Here is a 16,338-nt window from a genome sequence, read left to right as displayed (position 1 = left end):
GCAGAATGAATCTCTCATTTCTCCCCTACTAGTCCGTAATCCGTTGATACATTTCGGGTCTTCTATCTCGAAACAAGCCCCAGTTTAGGCGTTCGCTTGCTCCCTTGTCTAAGTCATAAGTAGCTAACAGAACAGCTTCTTCTTGTCTCTCAGCTTGTTCTAGAATAGCTCCTGTTTCATCCGTCATAAAGGAGGAACCGTAGAAGTCAAGACTGGAACTCTGTCCGCCATTTTCCTCACTTGGAGTGACTTCTTCAAAGCCATAGCGATTGGCTGCAATAACTGGAACAATATTTGCTGCTGCGTGTCCTTGCATGGTACGTTGCCAATGGCCACAACTATCTGTATCCAAAATCGGCTCTGAACCGATGGCTGTAGGATAAAAGAGCAATTCAGCACCATTTAACGCAAGACAGCGCGCTGTTTCAGGGAACCATTGATCCCAACAGATACCGATACCAATCTTAGCGTAGCGCGTATCCCAGACCTTGAAACCTGTGTTACCGGGCGTGAAATAAAACTTTTCTTGATAATAATGATCATCTGGTATGTGGGTTTTCCGATAAACGCCCAGCACTTCCCCATCTGCATCAATAACGGCAATAGAGTTATACAAGACATTGCCATCTTTTTCATAGAAACTAATCGGTAGAACAACCTGTAGTTCTTTAGCAAGAACTTTAAAATGCTGAATAGCTGTATTGTCTGTCACCGACTGGGCATACTGGTAGTAGTCATACTGGCGTTCCTGACAGAAATAGGGACGTTCAAACAACTCCGGCAAGAGAATAATTTGTGCACCTTGGTCTGCAGCTTGTCGAACTAAACGTTCCGCTGTTTGGATATTTGTTGCCACATCCTTGGCACATTGCATCTGGATCGCTGCAACTTTCACATTTCTCATTTTTCTCTCCTATTCTGGAATTTGTTGGGTGATACAGTGGATATTGCCACCACCTAAGAGAATATCTCTGGCTGGTATTCCGACAACTTTACGGTCTGGAAAACACTTGCTGAGTATATCTAAGGCTACTTTGTCGTTTACATCCTCAAACTGTGGAACTAAGACAGACTTGTTAGCAATATAGAAATTAACATAGGAAGCTGCTAGTCGTTCACCTGCGTATCGCTCTTCTTCTCCTTCTTCATAGATGTAGCCTGGCAAATCCTCTTTGGTTACAACTTGATGAAGAGCTGGAATTGGAAGTTTATGAATGGTGAAGTGACGACCTTTTGCATCTGTTTCCTTTTCTAAAAGCGCTAAATCAGCTGTTGACATGGCATATTGAGGATCGCTTTTGTCGTCTGTCCAAGCCAAAACAAGCTCAGCAGGACCAACAAAGGCTACAACATTGTCAACATGTTCATTGGTTTCATCCTGATAAATACCATAAGGAAGCCAGATAACTTTTTCAGCTCCAAGGCTCTCTAATAAGGTGTTTTCGATTTCCTCTTTACTGAGATGAGGATTGCGACCAGAGCTTAGTAGGCAACTTTCAGTCACAAGAATGGTTCCTTGACCATCGCTGTGTATCGCTCCGCCTTCTAGGACAAAAGGTTTGGCATCATAGACAGGCATTTCCAAGACCTCAGCAAAACGACTGGCTACTTGGTCATCATCTTCATAGTCTTGGTAGAGACCATCTACAGCTCCACCCCAAGCATTGAAAGACCAATCCACGGCTAATTTCTGGCCCTCATCATTGACAAGAATAGTCGGACCTGTATCACGCGCCCAGGCATCATTGGTGGGAATGTCTAGATAAATAACGCTATCACCAAGGTAGTCTTGGGCTTCAGCTGAGTAGTCTTGGTCCACCAAAAGATAGACTCTTTCTCCTTCTGCTATGGTTTTGATAATCTGGCTGAAAGCTCTTTTGGCATCCTTTCCTTGAAAGGGCCATGAACCTGGTCGAGTCGGCCATATCATGAGGGTACCATGGTGTGGTTCGTACTCTGCTGGCATACGATAGCCTAATTTTTTTGGACTGTTCATTATGATAATCTCCCTTTAAAGTCTTGATAACCAAAGGCTTTGACTAAGCTACAGTCTCCCTGTTCGTCCATGAGATAGAGACTTGGCAATCCAATACCATTAAAGGTATTGTTTTTGACAAAGGAATAAATGGCCATGTCTTCGAAATAAAGTCTATCACCGATTTGGACTGGATTTTCAAAGCTATAATCTCCAATCACATCACCCGTAAGGCAAGTATTGGAAGAAAGTCTATAGGTATGGGCTTTTTCCTGTGCCTCAAAGCCATTTCTCAAAGGTGGACGATAGGGCATCTCAAGTACATCAGGCATATGGCAGGTCGCAGAGGCGTCTAAAACCAAGATTTCCATACCGTTTTCTACAATATCCAATACTTCAGTTGCTAGATAACCCGCATTGAGCGCAATAGCTTCACCCGGCTCGATATAGATTTCAAGATTGTAAGTATTTCGGATACGCTTGATTTCTGAAATCAGCAAATCCACATCATAGTCCTCTCTTGTGATGTGATGTCCGCCCCCCATATTGAGCCATTTGACCTGATGCAAATACGGTCCAAATTGTTCTTCTACTGCTTTCAAAGTTGTCTCTAAATCATCTGCTCCCTGCTCGCAAAGGGTATGAAAATGAAGACCGTCTACCAATTCCAGCAAATCACTCGGAATCTTGTCTAGAGTAACTCCAAAGCGAGAACCTGGTGCACAAGGATCATAGAGAGCGTGATCTCCTTGAGTTGAACATTGAGGGTTGAGGCGCAAACCAACACTGACACCAGTCTCCCGACAACGAGCCCCATGTTTACGCAACTGTCTCTCTGAGTTAAAGACGATATGGTCCGTTATCTCAAGCAATTCCTCCATGTCCTCATCCTTGAAAGCAGGCGCAAATACATGGACTTCTCCTTGAAACTCCTCTCTAGCTAGCTTGGCCTCATAGAGTCCACTGGCTGTTGTACCAGATAAATACTGGCTAATCAAGGAATAGGTTTTATAAAGGGAATAAGCCTTTTGGGCAAGCAAAACCTTGCAGCCCGCTTCTTCCTGTACTTGTTGAAGAATCCGGCAATTTTCCTCTAATTTTGCCAAATCAATGACATAAGCTGGTGTTGGTACTTGTTCTAACTTCATTAGTCCACCATTTGCGGATTTTCAACCACAACCCATGGCAAGCCGTACTCATTCAAAGCTTCCATGAATGGATCTGGATCCAATTCTTCAAGGTTATAGACTCCGGGTTGTTTCCAAGTTCCGTTCATAACTAATTTTGTCCCAATCATGGCTGGAACTCCTGTCGTATATGAAATTGCTTGTGAACCAACTTCTGCGTAGCATTCTTGATGGTCACAGACATTGTAGATGTAGATGGTCTTTTCAACGCCGTCTTTGACACCTGTAAAGATACAGCCGATATTGGTCTTTCCAACTGTACGTGGGCCAAGGCTGGCAGGATCAGGAAGCAAGGCTTTCAAGAATTGGATTGGTACAATTTCTTGTCCGTTAAAGTTAATGGTATCTGTACGAAGGAGTCCAACATTTTCGAGACATTTCATGTGCGTCAAGTAAGATTGACCAAAGGTCATAAAGAAACGAATACGTTTGACACCTGGAATGTTTTTCGCCAATGATTCAATTTCTTCATGGTGAAGGAGATACATGTCTTTTTGTCCAACTTGAGGAAAATCGTACTCGCGCTTGATAGACATAGCTTCGACTTCGACCCATTTTCCGTCTTCCCAGTAAGAACCTGGTGCTGAAACCTCACGAAGATTGATTTCTGGGTTAAAGTTTGTCGCAAATGGATAACCGTGGTCACCACCATTACAGTCTAAAATGTCGATATAGTGGATTTCATCAAAGTAGTGTTTGAGAGCATAAGCTGAAAAGACGCTGGTTACACCTGGGTCAAAACCAGAACCAAGAAGAGCGGTCAAGCCAGCTTCTTTGAATTTCTCCTGATAAGCCCATTGCCATGAGTAGTCAAAGTAGGCTGTAAAACCAAGTTCCTTGCAACGTTTTTCATAAATGGCACGCCATTCAGGATCTTCTGTGTCTTCAGCCTCATAGTTGGCGGTATCGATATAGTGAACACCTGTTGCCAAACAAGCGTCCATAATTGTTAAATCTTGATATGGTAAAGCTACGTTCAAAACAGCTTCTGGTTTGTAGCTTTCAATCAGGGCAATCACTTCTTCTACCTTGTCAGCATCAAGAGCAGCTGTCTCAATCTTTGTACTTGTTTTGCCTTCTAATTTAGCCTTCAACTCATCACATTTTGACTTGGTACGGCTAGCAATCATAATCTCTGCAAAGGTTTCGCTATCTTGGCAAATCTTTGAAATAGCAACTTGGGCAACGCCCCCACATCCAATAACTAGTAAACGACTCATTTTTTTCCTTCTTCTTCTTCTAAAATATCTTCTACATACTTGGGCAACATAAAGGCTCCCACGTGTAAGTTTGCAGTGTAGTATTCTGTGAAAAGCTGGCGTTTTTTCCAACCTTCCTTGTCAAAATCTTTGACAGGGTGGTATTTTTTCGACGCAAATCCAAACAACCAATAGCCAGCTGGACTGGTTGGGATGTGGGCCTGATAGACCCGACTAATTGGAAAGGCTTGATTGACCTTGCGGTGCATGCTTCGGCAAGCCGACTCATCCTCATCAAAGAAGGGACTCCCATGCTGATAAATCATGATGCCGTCTTCTTTCAGAGCTCTGTAACTGTTGCCGTAAAATTCCTTGGTAAAGAGCCCTTCCGTATGTCCAAATGGATCCGTCGCATCATTGATAATAATATCGTAATCATCTTCACAGTTTCGCAGAAACCGTAGCCCATTTTGGTAGTAAATTGTGACGCGAGGGTCATCTAGCCCTGCGGCAAAGTCTGGAAAATACTCTCGGCAAACCTCTACCAACATCTCATCTGGTTCCACAATATCAATTTGTTCCAATTCTGGATACAGTGTCAAAACTTGAGCAACACCGCCGTCGCCACCCCCTATTACCAAAACTTTCTTGGGATTGGGATGCACAGCCATGGGAACGTGGACTGTCATTTCATTGTAGACAAAATCATCCGCATCTGAAAACAAGACATGCCCATTTAAAATCAGTATTTTCCCAAAAGCTGGCGTATCCAAGACTTCGATATCCTGCCATTCACTTTTTCCAGCGTAGAGTTGCTTGGCTGTTCTCAGGGACAATTTGACATCTGGAGTATGAACTTCAGAAAACCATAAATCCATCTAGTTCTCCTTTCTCTTAATGACGTTGATGTGATTGACCTCAGGATCTTCCGTCCCTTGGAGGGAGCAACCACGTTCCTTGGCAAATTGGATATAGTCGACAATTTCTCGTGTAATGCGTTCACCTGGTGCTAGGATTGGAATACCTGGAGGATAACACATGACAAATTCCCCACAGACTTGTCCGACTGATTCGTCTAAGGATAGACTTCTACGTTGGGCATAAAAGGCTTCCTGAGGAGACAACACCAACTCTGGCTGGATATATTCACCAGCTATCAAATCTTTTCCATTTCTTGAATAGAGTCTCTTAATATCCGCCAAAGCACCGACCAAACGTTCGATGTCTTGAATGCGGTCACCGATGGAAATATAGGCTAAGATATTGCCAATATCACCAAATTCTATCTGAATATCGTATTCGTCTCGCAAGAGGTCATAAACCTCGATACCTGTTAGCCCAATTCCCTGAGTGTAAACGGACAGCTTGGTCACGTCAAAATCACAGACTGACACACCGTCTATTAACTCTTTTGAGTAGGCATAATAGCCACCGATAGCATTGATTTCACGACGAGCATACTCGGATAGCTCAATGACTTTCTCAAACGACTCTTTACCACGAAGGGCCAAGTTGCGACGTGAAATATCCAAACTAGCCATCAACAAGTAAGAGGCAGATGTAGACTGAGTTAGGTTGATAATCTGACGAACGTACTCAGGATTCATCTGCTCGCCAATAAGCAGGATGGAGCTCTGAGTCAAACTCCCACCAGACTTATGCATGGAAACTGCTGCCATATCAGCACCTGCATCCATAGCAGAAATTGGAAGTTTATCAGTAAAATACAAGTGCGCTCCGTGGGCCTCATCTACTAAAACCATCATGCCAGCTTCATGAGCCATTTTTGTCAATCCCCTTAGGTCTGAACAGATGCCGTAGTAAGTGGGATTGTTAATCAAAATGGCCTTAGCATCTGGATGGTCCTTTATAGCCTGGGCTACTCGGTCGTTTTCAAGACCTAAAGCGATACCAATTTTAGGATCCACACTCATCTCGATATAGATGGGAATGGCACCGCATAGAACCAGTGCATTGATAGCAGATTTATGGACATTTCGTGGCAGAATAATCTTATCTCCAGCCTTGCAGGTGGAAAGAATCATAGTCTGCACCGATGAAGTTGTTCCACCAATCATTAGAAAGGCATGACTAGCCCCAAAAGCATCTGTAGCCAGCTCCTCTGCATCCCGAATAATCGAAATGGGGTGACCAAGATTATCCAAGGGTTTCATAGAATTGACATCAATGCCAACACATTTTTCACCTAACAGTTCGACAAGTTCTGGATTTCCCCGTCCGCGCTTGTGACCTGGAACATCAAAGGGAACAATACGTTTCTTGCGCAACTTCACCAAGGCCTCATAAATTGGGGCTTGGTTTTGATCTAACTCTTTCAAGACATACTCCTTTACTGTATTTTTAGCGCTTCAAGAAGACGAAGACGACTAAAGGTTGACTCATGAAAAAAGAGCAGGTTTTCACCTGCTCTGCAATCTTCTGACGTTTTTATGTTTGTTTCTGTTGAGTATGTCTGTTCCCGATGTTTCCAAACTCTCTAGTAGCAAATATTACGTACTTTATTGATCGTTTCACAAGATGACGTGTGCTTTCACCACACTAAAAATTTATGAATTAGGACAAGTGTCCTAACATCAACTTATAAAAGTAGGCTTTTAACCCTATCAATAATGTGGTTTTTCAACCACGCTTCGGCATTCAACCCTGCCTGTCCGTAGGCATTTTTTACTCGGGTTTATATTTGCTAGAAAACATCATCTCATTTTCTAAGCTTTATTACTATATCATACTTCCAACACTCTGTAAAGTACTTTTTTGAAAAAATATCTATTTTTGTTCGGAAAAATAATATTTTATATAGATTTGTATAAGTTTAATAGTGTGAAAACGGATATAAAAAGAACTAGTCCACTAGTTCTTTTAAATGTATCTTAACGATTAATGGTAACAGAAAAACGATAGCCATTTAATTGTATAAATTTCACCAAAACGAATAAAGCAGTTCGTTTATTAGCATTGGCAAAAACATGCTTTTTTTCAAGCAATACAAGTAGCTCATTGAGAATAAGCGAGCCACTCATTAATCAGACTAGCGACTTCTCTAGGTGCTTCAGTATAAAGCTCATGGCCAAAGTTCTCTAGAAAAATAGTATCAAAATAATCTGGCAATTCTTTTAAGGCTTCCTCTCTCCATGTAGCTTCATTAGAATAGCAAGGACTGATAAACAAGGTATCTCCCACTTCTCTTTTAAAAGCTTGTATTTTCCTCCGTAGGCGGAGTATCGCTTCTATATTTTCATAGTTTATAGATAACTCATATCTATTATACTCAGAACTCCAGTGATAGGACTGTCTTACGGCTTTCTCCATATTTTCTGACCAATGCTTTGCTTCAGATTTTTCTTTAGAAATAAGAACATCTAAGTCCGAAATAATTTGAGATTTGATATAGTTTTTAGTTTCCTCTAATTCCACATCTAAAGTTAAGATCTTATCTAAATCTAGATAGCCACCATCCAAAAGAATCAGTTTTTTCACTTCTTGAAATTCCGATGCGAGATAACGAGCCAAATCTCCTCCAAGAGAATGGCCTATCAGACAAATAGATTCTTCCTCTTCTATCGATTTTTTAAACCATGATTTCAATTCTGTTTCATCTCGAAGATGCTTTTCATATGGATTTAGAAAGTAAACCTGCGAATCTAGTTCTTGAAGAAAATCCTTGCTATGATAGACATTGCTTCCCAAACCGCCAATAAAATATTTTTTCATTCTCTACTTAATACTATGCTTATTCATTTTTTGTTCAAAGATAGTCGTGATAATCTGACGTAATTCTTCGCGTTCTTTTTCTGGTATTTCACCACTTGTTTGAGCTGCAGCGTAGAGTTCAGGGTGTTCAATTGAAATGCGTTTAATAGTACGTGTCGTAGCATGTTTTCTGACGAAAAATGGGATTCGCTTAATCAAGTCTTGCGGGACAAGTGCAAGAATCTTCTCAGCAGTTTCCTTGTCACTAATCTTAGATGTAGTAAGTCCCTTCTTAATCATTTCCTGTTCTTTTTCTGTAAAATCTTTTAATTCCATTCGATTAGTCCTCCTATTTTCTCTAAGTTAGATTATATATCATTTGTAGCAAGACGACAAATAGTCTGTTTGTAAAATGCTCTCTATACTACAACTTTCCTGTCGCTCATAATTGCTCTTTAATAAAAAATCACAAATCCATTTGGAGAAATCACAAGCTGATTCTCTAGTTCTTGGCAATTGCTTGCTAGTGCTACTGCTTCCTTTTCTAAAAGATAATCTTCTTTGGACTGGTTAAAAATGGCTTTGATGACTTGGTTATCGTAATTCCATTTCAAGGTTAGTACATCAGCTTTGATTTCTTGGAGGCTATACTTGCCGTGCTGAATGATTGCTGATGAGTGTTTGCGAATTTTGATTAGATCCTTGATAAAGTTCAGCATATCATTGTCACTTGATACGCGTTCCCAAGGCATACAACGACGGCAATCTGGGTCTGGTCCTCCGGTTAAGGCTAACTCGGTTCCGTAATAGATGCAGGGTGTTCCTTTTTGTAAAAAGAGAAAGGCTAGGGCTGATTTAACCAGTTGAACGTCTTCATTTGCCGTCCACAAGATTCGCTCTGTATCATGCGAATCCAAGAGATTAAACATAACCTCTGAAATCTGCTGCTTGTAATACATAGACTGACCATTGATTTCATCGATGAATTGTTCCGTCTTCTTAATACCTCGTAAAAAATACTCCTTGATGCTATCAGATAAAGGATAATTCATGACCGCATGGAACTCATCTCCATTTAGCCAAGGCTGAGACGTATGCCAGACTTCTCCAAGGATATAAAGATCAGGCCTTTTAGCTAAAACTGCTTTTCGAAAATCCTTCCAAAACTGATGATCAATCTCATTAGCCACATCCAAACGCCAAGCATCAATATCAAACTCTTCAATCCAATAAGTCGCAACCTTTAAAAGATAATCCTTGACCTCTGGATTGGCCGTATTTAGCTTAGGCATATAGTCCTCGAAACCAAAAGCATGATAAGGCAACTCTCTCTTGTTGGCTAGTTTTTCAGTCATCACTGGGAATTGTTGAATATGGAACCAATCTTTGTATGCAGACTCCTTACCATTTTTGACAACATCTTGCCATTGAGGCGATTGCGAACCTATATGGTTAAATACAGCATCCAGCATGATTTTCACACCACGTTGATGAGCTTGCTCGACCAGCTCTCGAAAGGTTTCCTTGTCTCCAAAATGATGGTCGATTTCAAAGTAATCCGTCGTATTGTACTTATGATTGCTCGTAGATTCAAAGATAGGACAAAGATAAAGTCCAGTAATTCCCAAGTCTTGCAAGTAATCCAGATGGTCAATAATCCCCTGTAAATCACCACCAAAGAAATCATCACTCTGAGGTGTGATAGATGAATCCCAGTCTAATGACCCTTCTGGGTTTAATAAAGCATTTCCATTGGCAAATCTCTCAGGAAATATCTGATACCATACCGTATTTGAAACCCAGTCAGGAACCTTGCAGGCATCAATCTCATGAAGATAGGGCAACTTAAATCCATTCCCAATAGCATGGAAATTTTCTAGAGAATTTTCCACACAACCTTTATCACCATACAAAATACTTTGACCTTCTGTATCCGTGACTTCAAAGAGATACTGGATACGTGCAAAGTCAACGGACACTTCAACCTGCCAATAATCAAAGATGGCATCAGAAGTTATCTTGGCCATTTTCTTTGTATCTTGATAAAACTCCTCCATAAAGATAAAAGGGTCCCCATAATGCAAGTTGATGCTTTCAATGTCATCTTTCTTAGTTCGAATCCGAATATGAAGCTTCTTATCCTTATAAAGATAGGCATACTCCGACTCAGGCCTATGGAAAATAGCGCTTAATTCCATCAATTTGTCTCCTGATTTACTTGGTTGCATTTGCGACGCAAACGTTTTCACAATTGTGATTCTAGTATACTACTTTCGTATTTTATTTTCAAGGCTTGTCCGTAGATTCTAGTGGTTTGGTTCTATAAATAAAAAAGCAGCCAGTCTTACAACTTGCTACTTTTCAAATGATGATTTACAAATGTCTTTCCAGCCACTCAATTTTTTTAAAATCCTTATTGTTATTGTGGTTATTTCGATAAGAATCTTGGGAAGAAGCCTTGTAAATACTTAAATACTGTTCTAAACTTGGAACGCGAAAAGTGATGTTTTCGAGATGAATCAGCTCTATATCCGATTCCGAAACTCCTGCAAAATCTGGTAATGAATTGATACTTCCAAATTCAACGCTCACGCCATCTTTTTGGAATTCGTGCTCGTGAATATCTACCAAGGTATAGCCCAAGTGGTTCATCACTTTCATTATCTTGTCCCAGTCATAAATTCTGAGATGATCAGGTGCTTCCCAACCTCTAGGGTCACCAGGAACATGAATGTCAATGTCAGACGGCCCCCATTCTTCATTTGATCGGTATTCAAACCCCAAAGACCCCATGAGCGTCGGAGTGATTCCGACTTGGTTTAAATGAGAACAAATTGTTCGAAATTCATCAAATAGAGAATTCATTCCTCCTCCAATCGTTGATATAGAACTTAATTTCGTTGTGAATAATAAACTAATTTTTAATTTCTACTCTTTCGGTTTTGAAAATACTTCTACTCGTTGAGCTAGGACTTTGATTTCAACAGGTAGGTTATCCGATTTATCGCCGTCAACATCTGATTCCAATTCACTATCTGAAGAGATCTTAATATTACGCGCTCTGATATACTCAATATTATCATTGCCGACAACATCTCCTTTTAGTAAATCAGGAATAACGGATAATTTGGAGAATAGAGACGCATCTTTCAGAATCAAAATGTTGGCATAGCCATCTTTGTCTTCTTCAAAGATTTTCTTATCAGCGAAGTAATTTGTCAAGAGAACCAAAACATGACTAGCTTCACCAACATAATTTCCATTTTCTGTCTCAATCTTAATGTTAAAGACCTGATCTGTCATAACGGACTTCATGGTATTTACAGCATAGGCTAAAATACCGAATTTTGTCTTGTCCTCGATTTCAACATTGTGAATCGCCTCAGGAAGTGAACCGATACTAAAAATATAACCAAAATAGTTATCATTTGCTTTACCGATATCGATTTTGTTGGTGAGATTGAAATCAAGCTCATCAATAGCTCCGTCGATGTCTTGATTGATTTCCAACAGTTTTGTAATGAGGTTACCCGTGCCACCAGGGATAATCCCTAACTTAGGAATGTAGTCTCTCTCAGCAATACCCGAAATGACTTCATTGACAGTCCCATCCCCACCGAAAACAACCACTGCATCGTACTGCTCACGAGACGCTTCTTCAGCAAAATGTGTTGCATCAAGCGCTTTTTCAGTAATTTTAGTTTCTACGTGCTCAAAGTATTCTTTTGCTTTATTTTCCAGCTTTTCTTTGTAATTCAAAGCCTTCTCGCCACCAGAGGTAGGGTTGATAATTAACATTGCCTTTTTCATTAATGTTCTCCTTAATTTTAAATAGAAATGTTTACATTTCGTCGTATGCAAGTAAATGTAATCCTATTATACAATGAAAATACAGAAAAGAGAAATATGACGTACTGGAGATTAATACGCTTTTATTCTATTTTCCCATCTTCTAACTACATCCTTTAAGGGTTCATCCAAGTAAGAATAGGCATTATCCTTTATCCAATCAGGAATTCCGTAAGCTGCCTCGGCTATGCTACCAGTAATTGCAGCAAGTGTATCACTATCGCCACCAAGTGAGATGGCATTTCTTATCGCATCTTCGAAGTCTCTACTTTCAAGAAAGGAAATAATGGCTTGAGGGACAGTTTCTTGACATGTTTCGTTAAAACGATAGTTAGGGCGGATTTCATCTAAAGTTTGAGATAGATTGTAACCGTATGTCTTCTCTATATAATCCTTAATCCGTCTTTTACACTCCCTAGGATTGTCATTAATTGGTTGCTCGTATTCTCTACAATAACCACCAAAGTAAAAACGACACAGAAAGATAGCATCAGCTGTAGCCATAGCACCTTTGACACCTTCTGGATGATTATGAGTTACTTCAGCAGAAAGGTTTGCAAGTCCTCTAGATGATGACCACATTCCGGTTCTCGCATAGACATCACAGTCCATGATCCAAGCACATGGAGAAACACGCATAGCTGATCCATTCCCAAAGCTATTATAAGGCTCACGGTTATCGCTCTTTAGCCATGCATTAAACCGAGCACCGTAATCAGCATTCGGATACAATCTGCCATATTTCTTCATCGCGTCAATGAAGTCGTCTTTTTGTCCCCCATTCATAATCGCTTCTGCAACAGCACAGGTCATAACCGTATCATCTGTAAAAAAGCAGTCCTTCCGAAATAAAGGAAAGTCCTTCGTTTTGATATTGTTCCACTCGTAAACAGAACCGACAATGTCTCCAACGATTGCTCCGAGCATCAGATTCCTCCTTGTTACATATAAGATTCATTACATATCCCCAATGGATTGCTCTTTAAAAATGGCTCAACTAAATCAATCCACTCTTGAGGTAGGTAAGCTGACAAATAGCCGTGATTATAGCCCTTTGCTTCATACAAAATTGTATTTGCATGTAGCTGATGAAATAATTTCGCTGATTCTTTCACACAGTTCAATTCTTTTTCACCATAGATATACAGAACCTGAGCCTTGCTAGCAGAAATCATATCTTTCAGCTTGTAATGCCCCATATAGGTTTTGTAAATGGTCACCAATGTTTTAATAGGCGTCCTTGGCAGATCCTCCAAATAATAAGCTTTTATTTCCTCTGGATAAGCCAGTTTAGGATAGAGTTTGTTCATCATGCTTAACTGAAGTTTGCAAGAGAATTTATTGAACATCAATTTACCAAATAGAGACACTAGAAAGATGCTGATTTTAGCTAACCTTGGTTGAGGAATACAGAGGCTTCCGTCTATGATGGCCTTCTCAGCAATTTCACTATCTAAAGATAAAAGCTCCATGGCAATTTGACCACCAAGTGAAACACCACCGATTGCAAACAATTTCCCACCACAGTTTGCTTTGATATAGTCTAGAATCTCCAAAGCAGAATCTTCAGTAGAAACATAATCAAGTTGATATTCCTCTCCGTGGCCATTCAAAGTGGGTAGAATAATACTGTATTCTTCTGACAGGATTCGTGCTTGACGAAGATAATTCCACCAAGAACTGCCACCACCATGTATCAGTAAAATAGGAGGCAAATTCTTATTACCAAATTCATGGAATTTCATGTTTAAACTCCTTACTGTAGGACTTTCACTAGCTAATTTTCCTTGTTCAATCAGCTCTTAAAAGCAGTACCACACACTCGACATAAAACGAGTGAACACTATGTATGCCAAGTGAACATGTATGTGGGAACATGTCTATAAACCTTTTGACGATAGCATAAGGTTATCGTTAAAAGGTATTACCCCGACAAACTGTGATTTACTCATTTCATTAAATCAGCTATTTCTTTCTTCCCATACGCCTTTACATTCTGAATTACATTCTGTTTCCTCTTGATTGATTCAAACAATGATATATCTAGTACATTTGCGAATTCTTCAAACTGAACCTGCCCGATTCTTCTTATTTCTTTAAGTTTCTCAGCATCTCTTACCTTTCTCTCTGCCTCACTTTTGGGGTATCCTTGTCCAAATGGCTCCGAGAAAAGAGCTTCTATTGTTCTTTCAAGATTTTCAGTACCTGACCATGTATAATTTTCACCTAATGGTAATGATATCGCATTTCCATTATTAATCTGAGCAAATAAATAGGCATCATTCGGTGTAGGTGCATATCCGCAAATGACATCAGGCATACTATTACAAGCAAGCATCATTCCTTGTCCGGAAGAACAGCCCGTAACAACGAAATCAACTGTCCTACTTGCCAACAAGATACCTATAAGAATAGAAATTTCTATATACGAGTATTTTTCATTTTCTTCCATCGTACAGCCAAAATTTATAACCTCAGATTTCTTTGGAGCATACTTTAATACAGCATCATAGATTATTTGATTTTTGGTCGCTTGCGAACTTGCTTGAATAACTCCGATTCTCATTCTTCCCCCCTTCAACTTCTAATTTAATTATTTCTTTTTCTTTGGTTTGGGTGCCGGTAATTCATTATATATTGAATTGAACAAGCCTTTATTTTCTACACTTCATTTATTCACTGGTTGCAACTTTTGACATCAAAACTACCGCCTCCACATGTCTTGACGGTTACTACCTATACTGTGAAACGAAATCAAAGCTGCTGAATATCCGTATTAAACTATTAAACGTAACTAATGCGAGTATTTACGGCTTCGTTAATATACAGTATTGTTACATCTATGCCAAGTTTCCGATAGTTAGTTCTTCTTTCTTTATTTAAATCTTTACAAATCCAACTAGCGAGAAGGGTTGTTTATCTCAAAACTCATTGAACCTTTGGTTCCTCGATTAGTATAATAATTTCCTTCTAGTTGATTTGGATTATCAATATCAAGAATTACCGTCCCATAATGTATAGGACTTTGCAATTCAGCCCTTGGGCTATTTAAATATGTATAAATTAATTTTTGTGTTCCATTATCATTGATAATTGATGCTGTAATGCTATGGCTCGAACTTTCACCCGTTTTAAACTTAACTTTAATAGTCGTAAATGACTGTTCAATAGTAAGTTCACAATTTCTTTCATTCTGATCATAGTCCGTCTTGAAACTACCTACATAATTCGCAAATAAAATTGGAACATTATGAATCTTAGATAGTAATGGCCACCGCCATGCTGTTTTTTCAAAAATAGCCATAATAATTGCTGTAACTGATATAGCTTCACCAATATACCCAATGGCTGAATATACCAATGCCAAAATATCAGATTTAAGATTCACTGCAATCTCTTGGCCACTTATTAACAATCTTAATAACAAGCAAATTGCAAAAACCCATATTGTAATATTCAAAAATTTTTTCTGCTGTTCATTCATAAGTTTTATTTATAATCCAAAAATTCAATCATTCTAACTAAAAAAGTTTTTGTATCCTGTAAATTCCATTTCTGCTCTGAACGAAAAAGGTAATACATTCCACTTACTTCAACCCAATTTAAATTCACTTGAGACACTATGTAATATAACGTTTGCTGTAACAACCCTGTGTAGCTATTACTATTGAAAAACATCTGTTCAGGTATATTCCAGACCAAACATTCTATCAAATATGAAGAAATGCGTTCGTTTGTCAATCCTAGCTCCTGCATCTCGTTCTTAATATGCTTCATAATCCTAACTAAATATTTATATTTATAGTGAGTAGATTTATTCTTAGAGATACCATTTTGTATATGAACTTTAGGATAATTAATTACTTCATAATTTCCGTTTGAGGTAAAAAATTTGATGCCTTCAACAAATTTTTCAGATGACCTGCTACCAATATATCTATAATTTCGATATTGAAAACATGGGACTACATCTGCATTTACGTGATATGAGTTAGAATTAATATTGATACACTTATTGCCAATAGAAACTGATTCTGCACCAAATTTTGAAATTAACGCTTTAATCACTTCGTTTTTAAATACATTAGCATTGGTGCTGCTACTAGAGTAATTATAGTCTAGGTCCGATAACCCATCTACATACTCACAATAAAATAAAGATTTCACCATGATACAGATATCAATGTCGCTATTTTTCTTTACATTCGTATTATTTGCATAAGAACCTTGGGCAAAAATTTCATATTCATACTTTGAAGAGAGCCCACTCCTTTCTATTGCATCTTTAATCATTCCAATAGTATTTTCAACCCGTGTTTCTTCAGTGGCAGATAACGGCTTAATCCATGATTGTAATGCTTCTTCAGAATATCTCATTATAAAGCAACTCCATTTTAGTTTTTTGGTTAATTCATAA

General features: G+C 39.1%; 16 protein-coding genes and 1 pseudogene. All 17 read right to left on the bottom strand.

The window, feature by feature from the left end; genetic code table 11:
- Positions 1 to 28: 28 nt before the first annotated feature.
- Entirely contained in the window at positions 29 to 904 is an 876-nt protein-coding gene (aguB, locus tag D8849_RS00240; protein ID WP_125385820.1) for an N-carbamoylputrescine amidase, read from the bottom strand.
- 9 nt (positions 905 to 913) lie between these two features.
- Positions 914 to 1,999 (bottom strand): agmatine deiminase, encoded by a 1,086-nt coding sequence (aguA, locus tag D8849_RS00235; protein WP_125385819.1) that lies wholly within the window; start codon positions 1,997 to 1,999, stop codon positions 914 to 916.
- Positions 1,996 to 3,123, bottom strand: a complete 1,128-nt coding sequence (nspC, locus tag D8849_RS00230) for a carboxynorspermidine decarboxylase (protein WP_125385818.1) — start codon at positions 3,121 to 3,123, stop codon at positions 1,996 to 1,998. The genes aguA and nspC overlap by 4 nt, the downstream gene beginning before the upstream one ends.
- Complete coding sequence (locus D8849_RS00225; RefSeq protein WP_125385817.1) at positions 3,123 to 4,382, bottom strand: saccharopine dehydrogenase family protein; 1,260 nt, start codon at positions 4,380 to 4,382, stop codon at positions 3,123 to 3,125. The genes nspC and D8849_RS00225 overlap by 1 nt, the downstream gene beginning before the upstream one ends.
- Positions 4,379 to 5,239: a polyamine aminopropyltransferase gene (gene speE / locus D8849_RS00220; RefSeq protein WP_000366713.1), complete on the bottom strand. Its 861-nt coding sequence runs from the start codon at positions 5,237 to 5,239 to the stop codon at positions 4,379 to 4,381. The genes D8849_RS00225 and speE overlap by 4 nt, the downstream gene beginning before the upstream one ends.
- Complete coding sequence (locus D8849_RS00215; RefSeq protein WP_125385816.1) at positions 5,240 to 6,700, bottom strand: aminotransferase class I/II-fold pyridoxal phosphate-dependent enzyme; 1,461 nt, start codon at positions 6,698 to 6,700, stop codon at positions 5,240 to 5,242.
- Between the two features lie 561 nt (positions 6,701 to 7,261).
- Positions 7,262 to 7,375 (bottom strand): annotated as a pseudogene (locus tag D8849_RS00210) (type II toxin-antitoxin system death-on-curing family toxin); the annotation flags it as partial.
- A 1-nt stretch (position 7,376) separates the two neighbouring features.
- Entirely contained in the window at positions 7,377 to 8,093 is a 717-nt protein-coding gene (locus tag D8849_RS00205; protein ID WP_125385815.1) for an alpha/beta fold hydrolase, read from the bottom strand.
- Positions 8,094 to 8,096: 3 nt separating this feature from the next.
- Entirely contained in the window at positions 8,097 to 8,408 is a 312-nt protein-coding gene (locus D8849_RS00200; protein ID WP_000420556.1) for a hypothetical protein, read from the bottom strand.
- Positions 8,409 to 8,527: 119 nt separating this feature from the next.
- Entirely contained in the window at positions 8,528 to 10,270 is a 1,743-nt protein-coding gene (locus tag D8849_RS00195) for a glycoside hydrolase family 13 protein (protein WP_125385814.1), read from the bottom strand.
- Between the two features lie 175 nt (positions 10,271 to 10,445).
- Positions 10,446 to 10,937 carry a phosphoribosylanthranilate isomerase gene (locus D8849_RS00190; protein ID WP_125385813.1) on the bottom strand — a complete coding sequence of 164 codons (492 nt, stop codon included), beginning with the start codon at positions 10,935 to 10,937 and terminating at the stop codon, positions 10,446 to 10,448.
- A 63-nt stretch (positions 10,938 to 11,000) separates the two neighbouring features.
- Positions 11,001 to 11,882, bottom strand: a complete 882-nt coding sequence (locus D8849_RS00185) for a diacylglycerol/lipid kinase family protein (protein ID WP_125385812.1) — start codon at positions 11,880 to 11,882, stop codon at positions 11,001 to 11,003.
- A gap of 111 nt (positions 11,883 to 11,993) precedes the next feature.
- Positions 11,994 to 12,848, bottom strand: coding sequence for an ADP-ribosylglycohydrolase family protein (locus D8849_RS00180; protein ID WP_125385811.1), 855 nt, complete (start codon positions 12,846 to 12,848; stop codon positions 11,994 to 11,996).
- Positions 12,849 to 12,862: 14 nt separating this feature from the next.
- Positions 12,863 to 13,666, bottom strand: a complete 804-nt coding sequence (locus D8849_RS00175; protein ID WP_125385810.1) for an alpha/beta fold hydrolase — start codon at positions 13,664 to 13,666, stop codon at positions 12,863 to 12,865.
- A 203-nt stretch (positions 13,667 to 13,869) separates the two neighbouring features.
- Positions 13,870 to 14,487 (bottom strand): RpiB/LacA/LacB family sugar-phosphate isomerase, encoded by a 618-nt coding sequence (locus D8849_RS00170; RefSeq protein ID WP_001219736.1) that lies wholly within the window; start codon positions 14,485 to 14,487, stop codon positions 13,870 to 13,872.
- A gap of 333 nt (positions 14,488 to 14,820) precedes the next feature.
- On the bottom strand, positions 14,821 to 15,405 hold the full coding sequence (locus D8849_RS00160; RefSeq protein WP_001005371.1) for a Cap15 family cyclic dinucleotide receptor domain-containing protein: 585 nt from the start codon (positions 15,403 to 15,405) through the stop codon (positions 14,821 to 14,823).
- A 5-nt stretch (positions 15,406 to 15,410) separates the two neighbouring features.
- A complete protein-coding gene (locus D8849_RS00155) occupies positions 15,411 to 16,298 on the bottom strand; it encodes a nucleotidyltransferase domain-containing protein (RefSeq protein ID WP_125385809.1) in 888 nt (295 codons plus the stop codon).
- Positions 16,299 to 16,338: the final 40 nt, after the last annotated feature.

Origin of the sequence: Streptococcus mitis (assembly GCF_003942765.1) — a bacterium.
GTDB lineage: Bacteria > Bacillota > Bacilli > Lactobacillales > Streptococcaceae > Streptococcus > Streptococcus mitis_BE.
Note: the sequence above shows the minus strand (reverse complement) of the source record. Positions and strands in the feature narration are given on the sequence as shown.

Coding starts and splice junctions, on each gene's coding strand:
- D8849_RS00205 (WP_125385815.1), bottom strand. CDS start 8,093: ATGAAAAAATATTTTATTGGCGGTTTGGGAAGCAATGTCTATCATAGC.
- D8849_RS00180 (WP_125385811.1), bottom strand. CDS start 12,848: ATGCTCGGAGCAATCGTTGGAGACATTGTCGGTTCTGTTTACGAGTGG.
- D8849_RS00160 (WP_001005371.1), bottom strand. CDS start 15,405: ATGAATGAACAGCAGAAAAAATTTTTGAATATTACAATATGGGTTTTT.
- D8849_RS00155 (WP_125385809.1), bottom strand. CDS start 16,298: ATGAGATATTCTGAAGAAGCATTACAATCATGGATTAAGCCGTTATCT.
- nspC (WP_125385818.1), bottom strand. CDS start 3,123: ATGAAGTTAGAACAAGTACCAACACCAGCTTATGTCATTGATTTGGCA.
- speE (WP_000366713.1), bottom strand. CDS start 5,239: ATGGATTTATGGTTTTCTGAAGTTCATACTCCAGATGTCAAATTGTCC.
- D8849_RS00175 (WP_125385810.1), bottom strand. CDS start 13,666: ATGAAATTCCATGAATTTGGTAATAAGAATTTGCCTCCTATTTTACTG.
- D8849_RS00200 (WP_000420556.1), bottom strand. CDS start 8,408: ATGGAATTAAAAGATTTTACAGAAAAAGAACAGGAAATGATTAAGAAG.
- D8849_RS00225 (WP_125385817.1), bottom strand. CDS start 4,382: ATGAGTCGTTTACTAGTTATTGGATGTGGGGGCGTTGCCCAAGTTGCT.
- D8849_RS00195 (WP_125385814.1), bottom strand. CDS start 10,270: ATGGAATTAAGCGCTATTTTCCATAGGCCTGAGTCGGAGTATGCCTAT.
- D8849_RS00170 (WP_001219736.1), bottom strand. CDS start 14,487: ATGAGAATCGGAGTTATTCAAGCAAGTTCGCAAGCGACCAAAAATCAA.
- aguB (WP_125385820.1), bottom strand. CDS start 904: ATGAGAAATGTGAAAGTTGCAGCGATCCAGATGCAATGTGCCAAGGAT.
- D8849_RS00185 (WP_125385812.1), bottom strand. CDS start 11,882: ATGAAAAAGGCAATGTTAATTATCAACCCTACCTCTGGTGGCGAGAAG.
- D8849_RS00190 (WP_125385813.1), bottom strand. CDS start 10,937: ATGAATTCTCTATTTGATGAATTTCGAACAATTTGTTCTCATTTAAAC.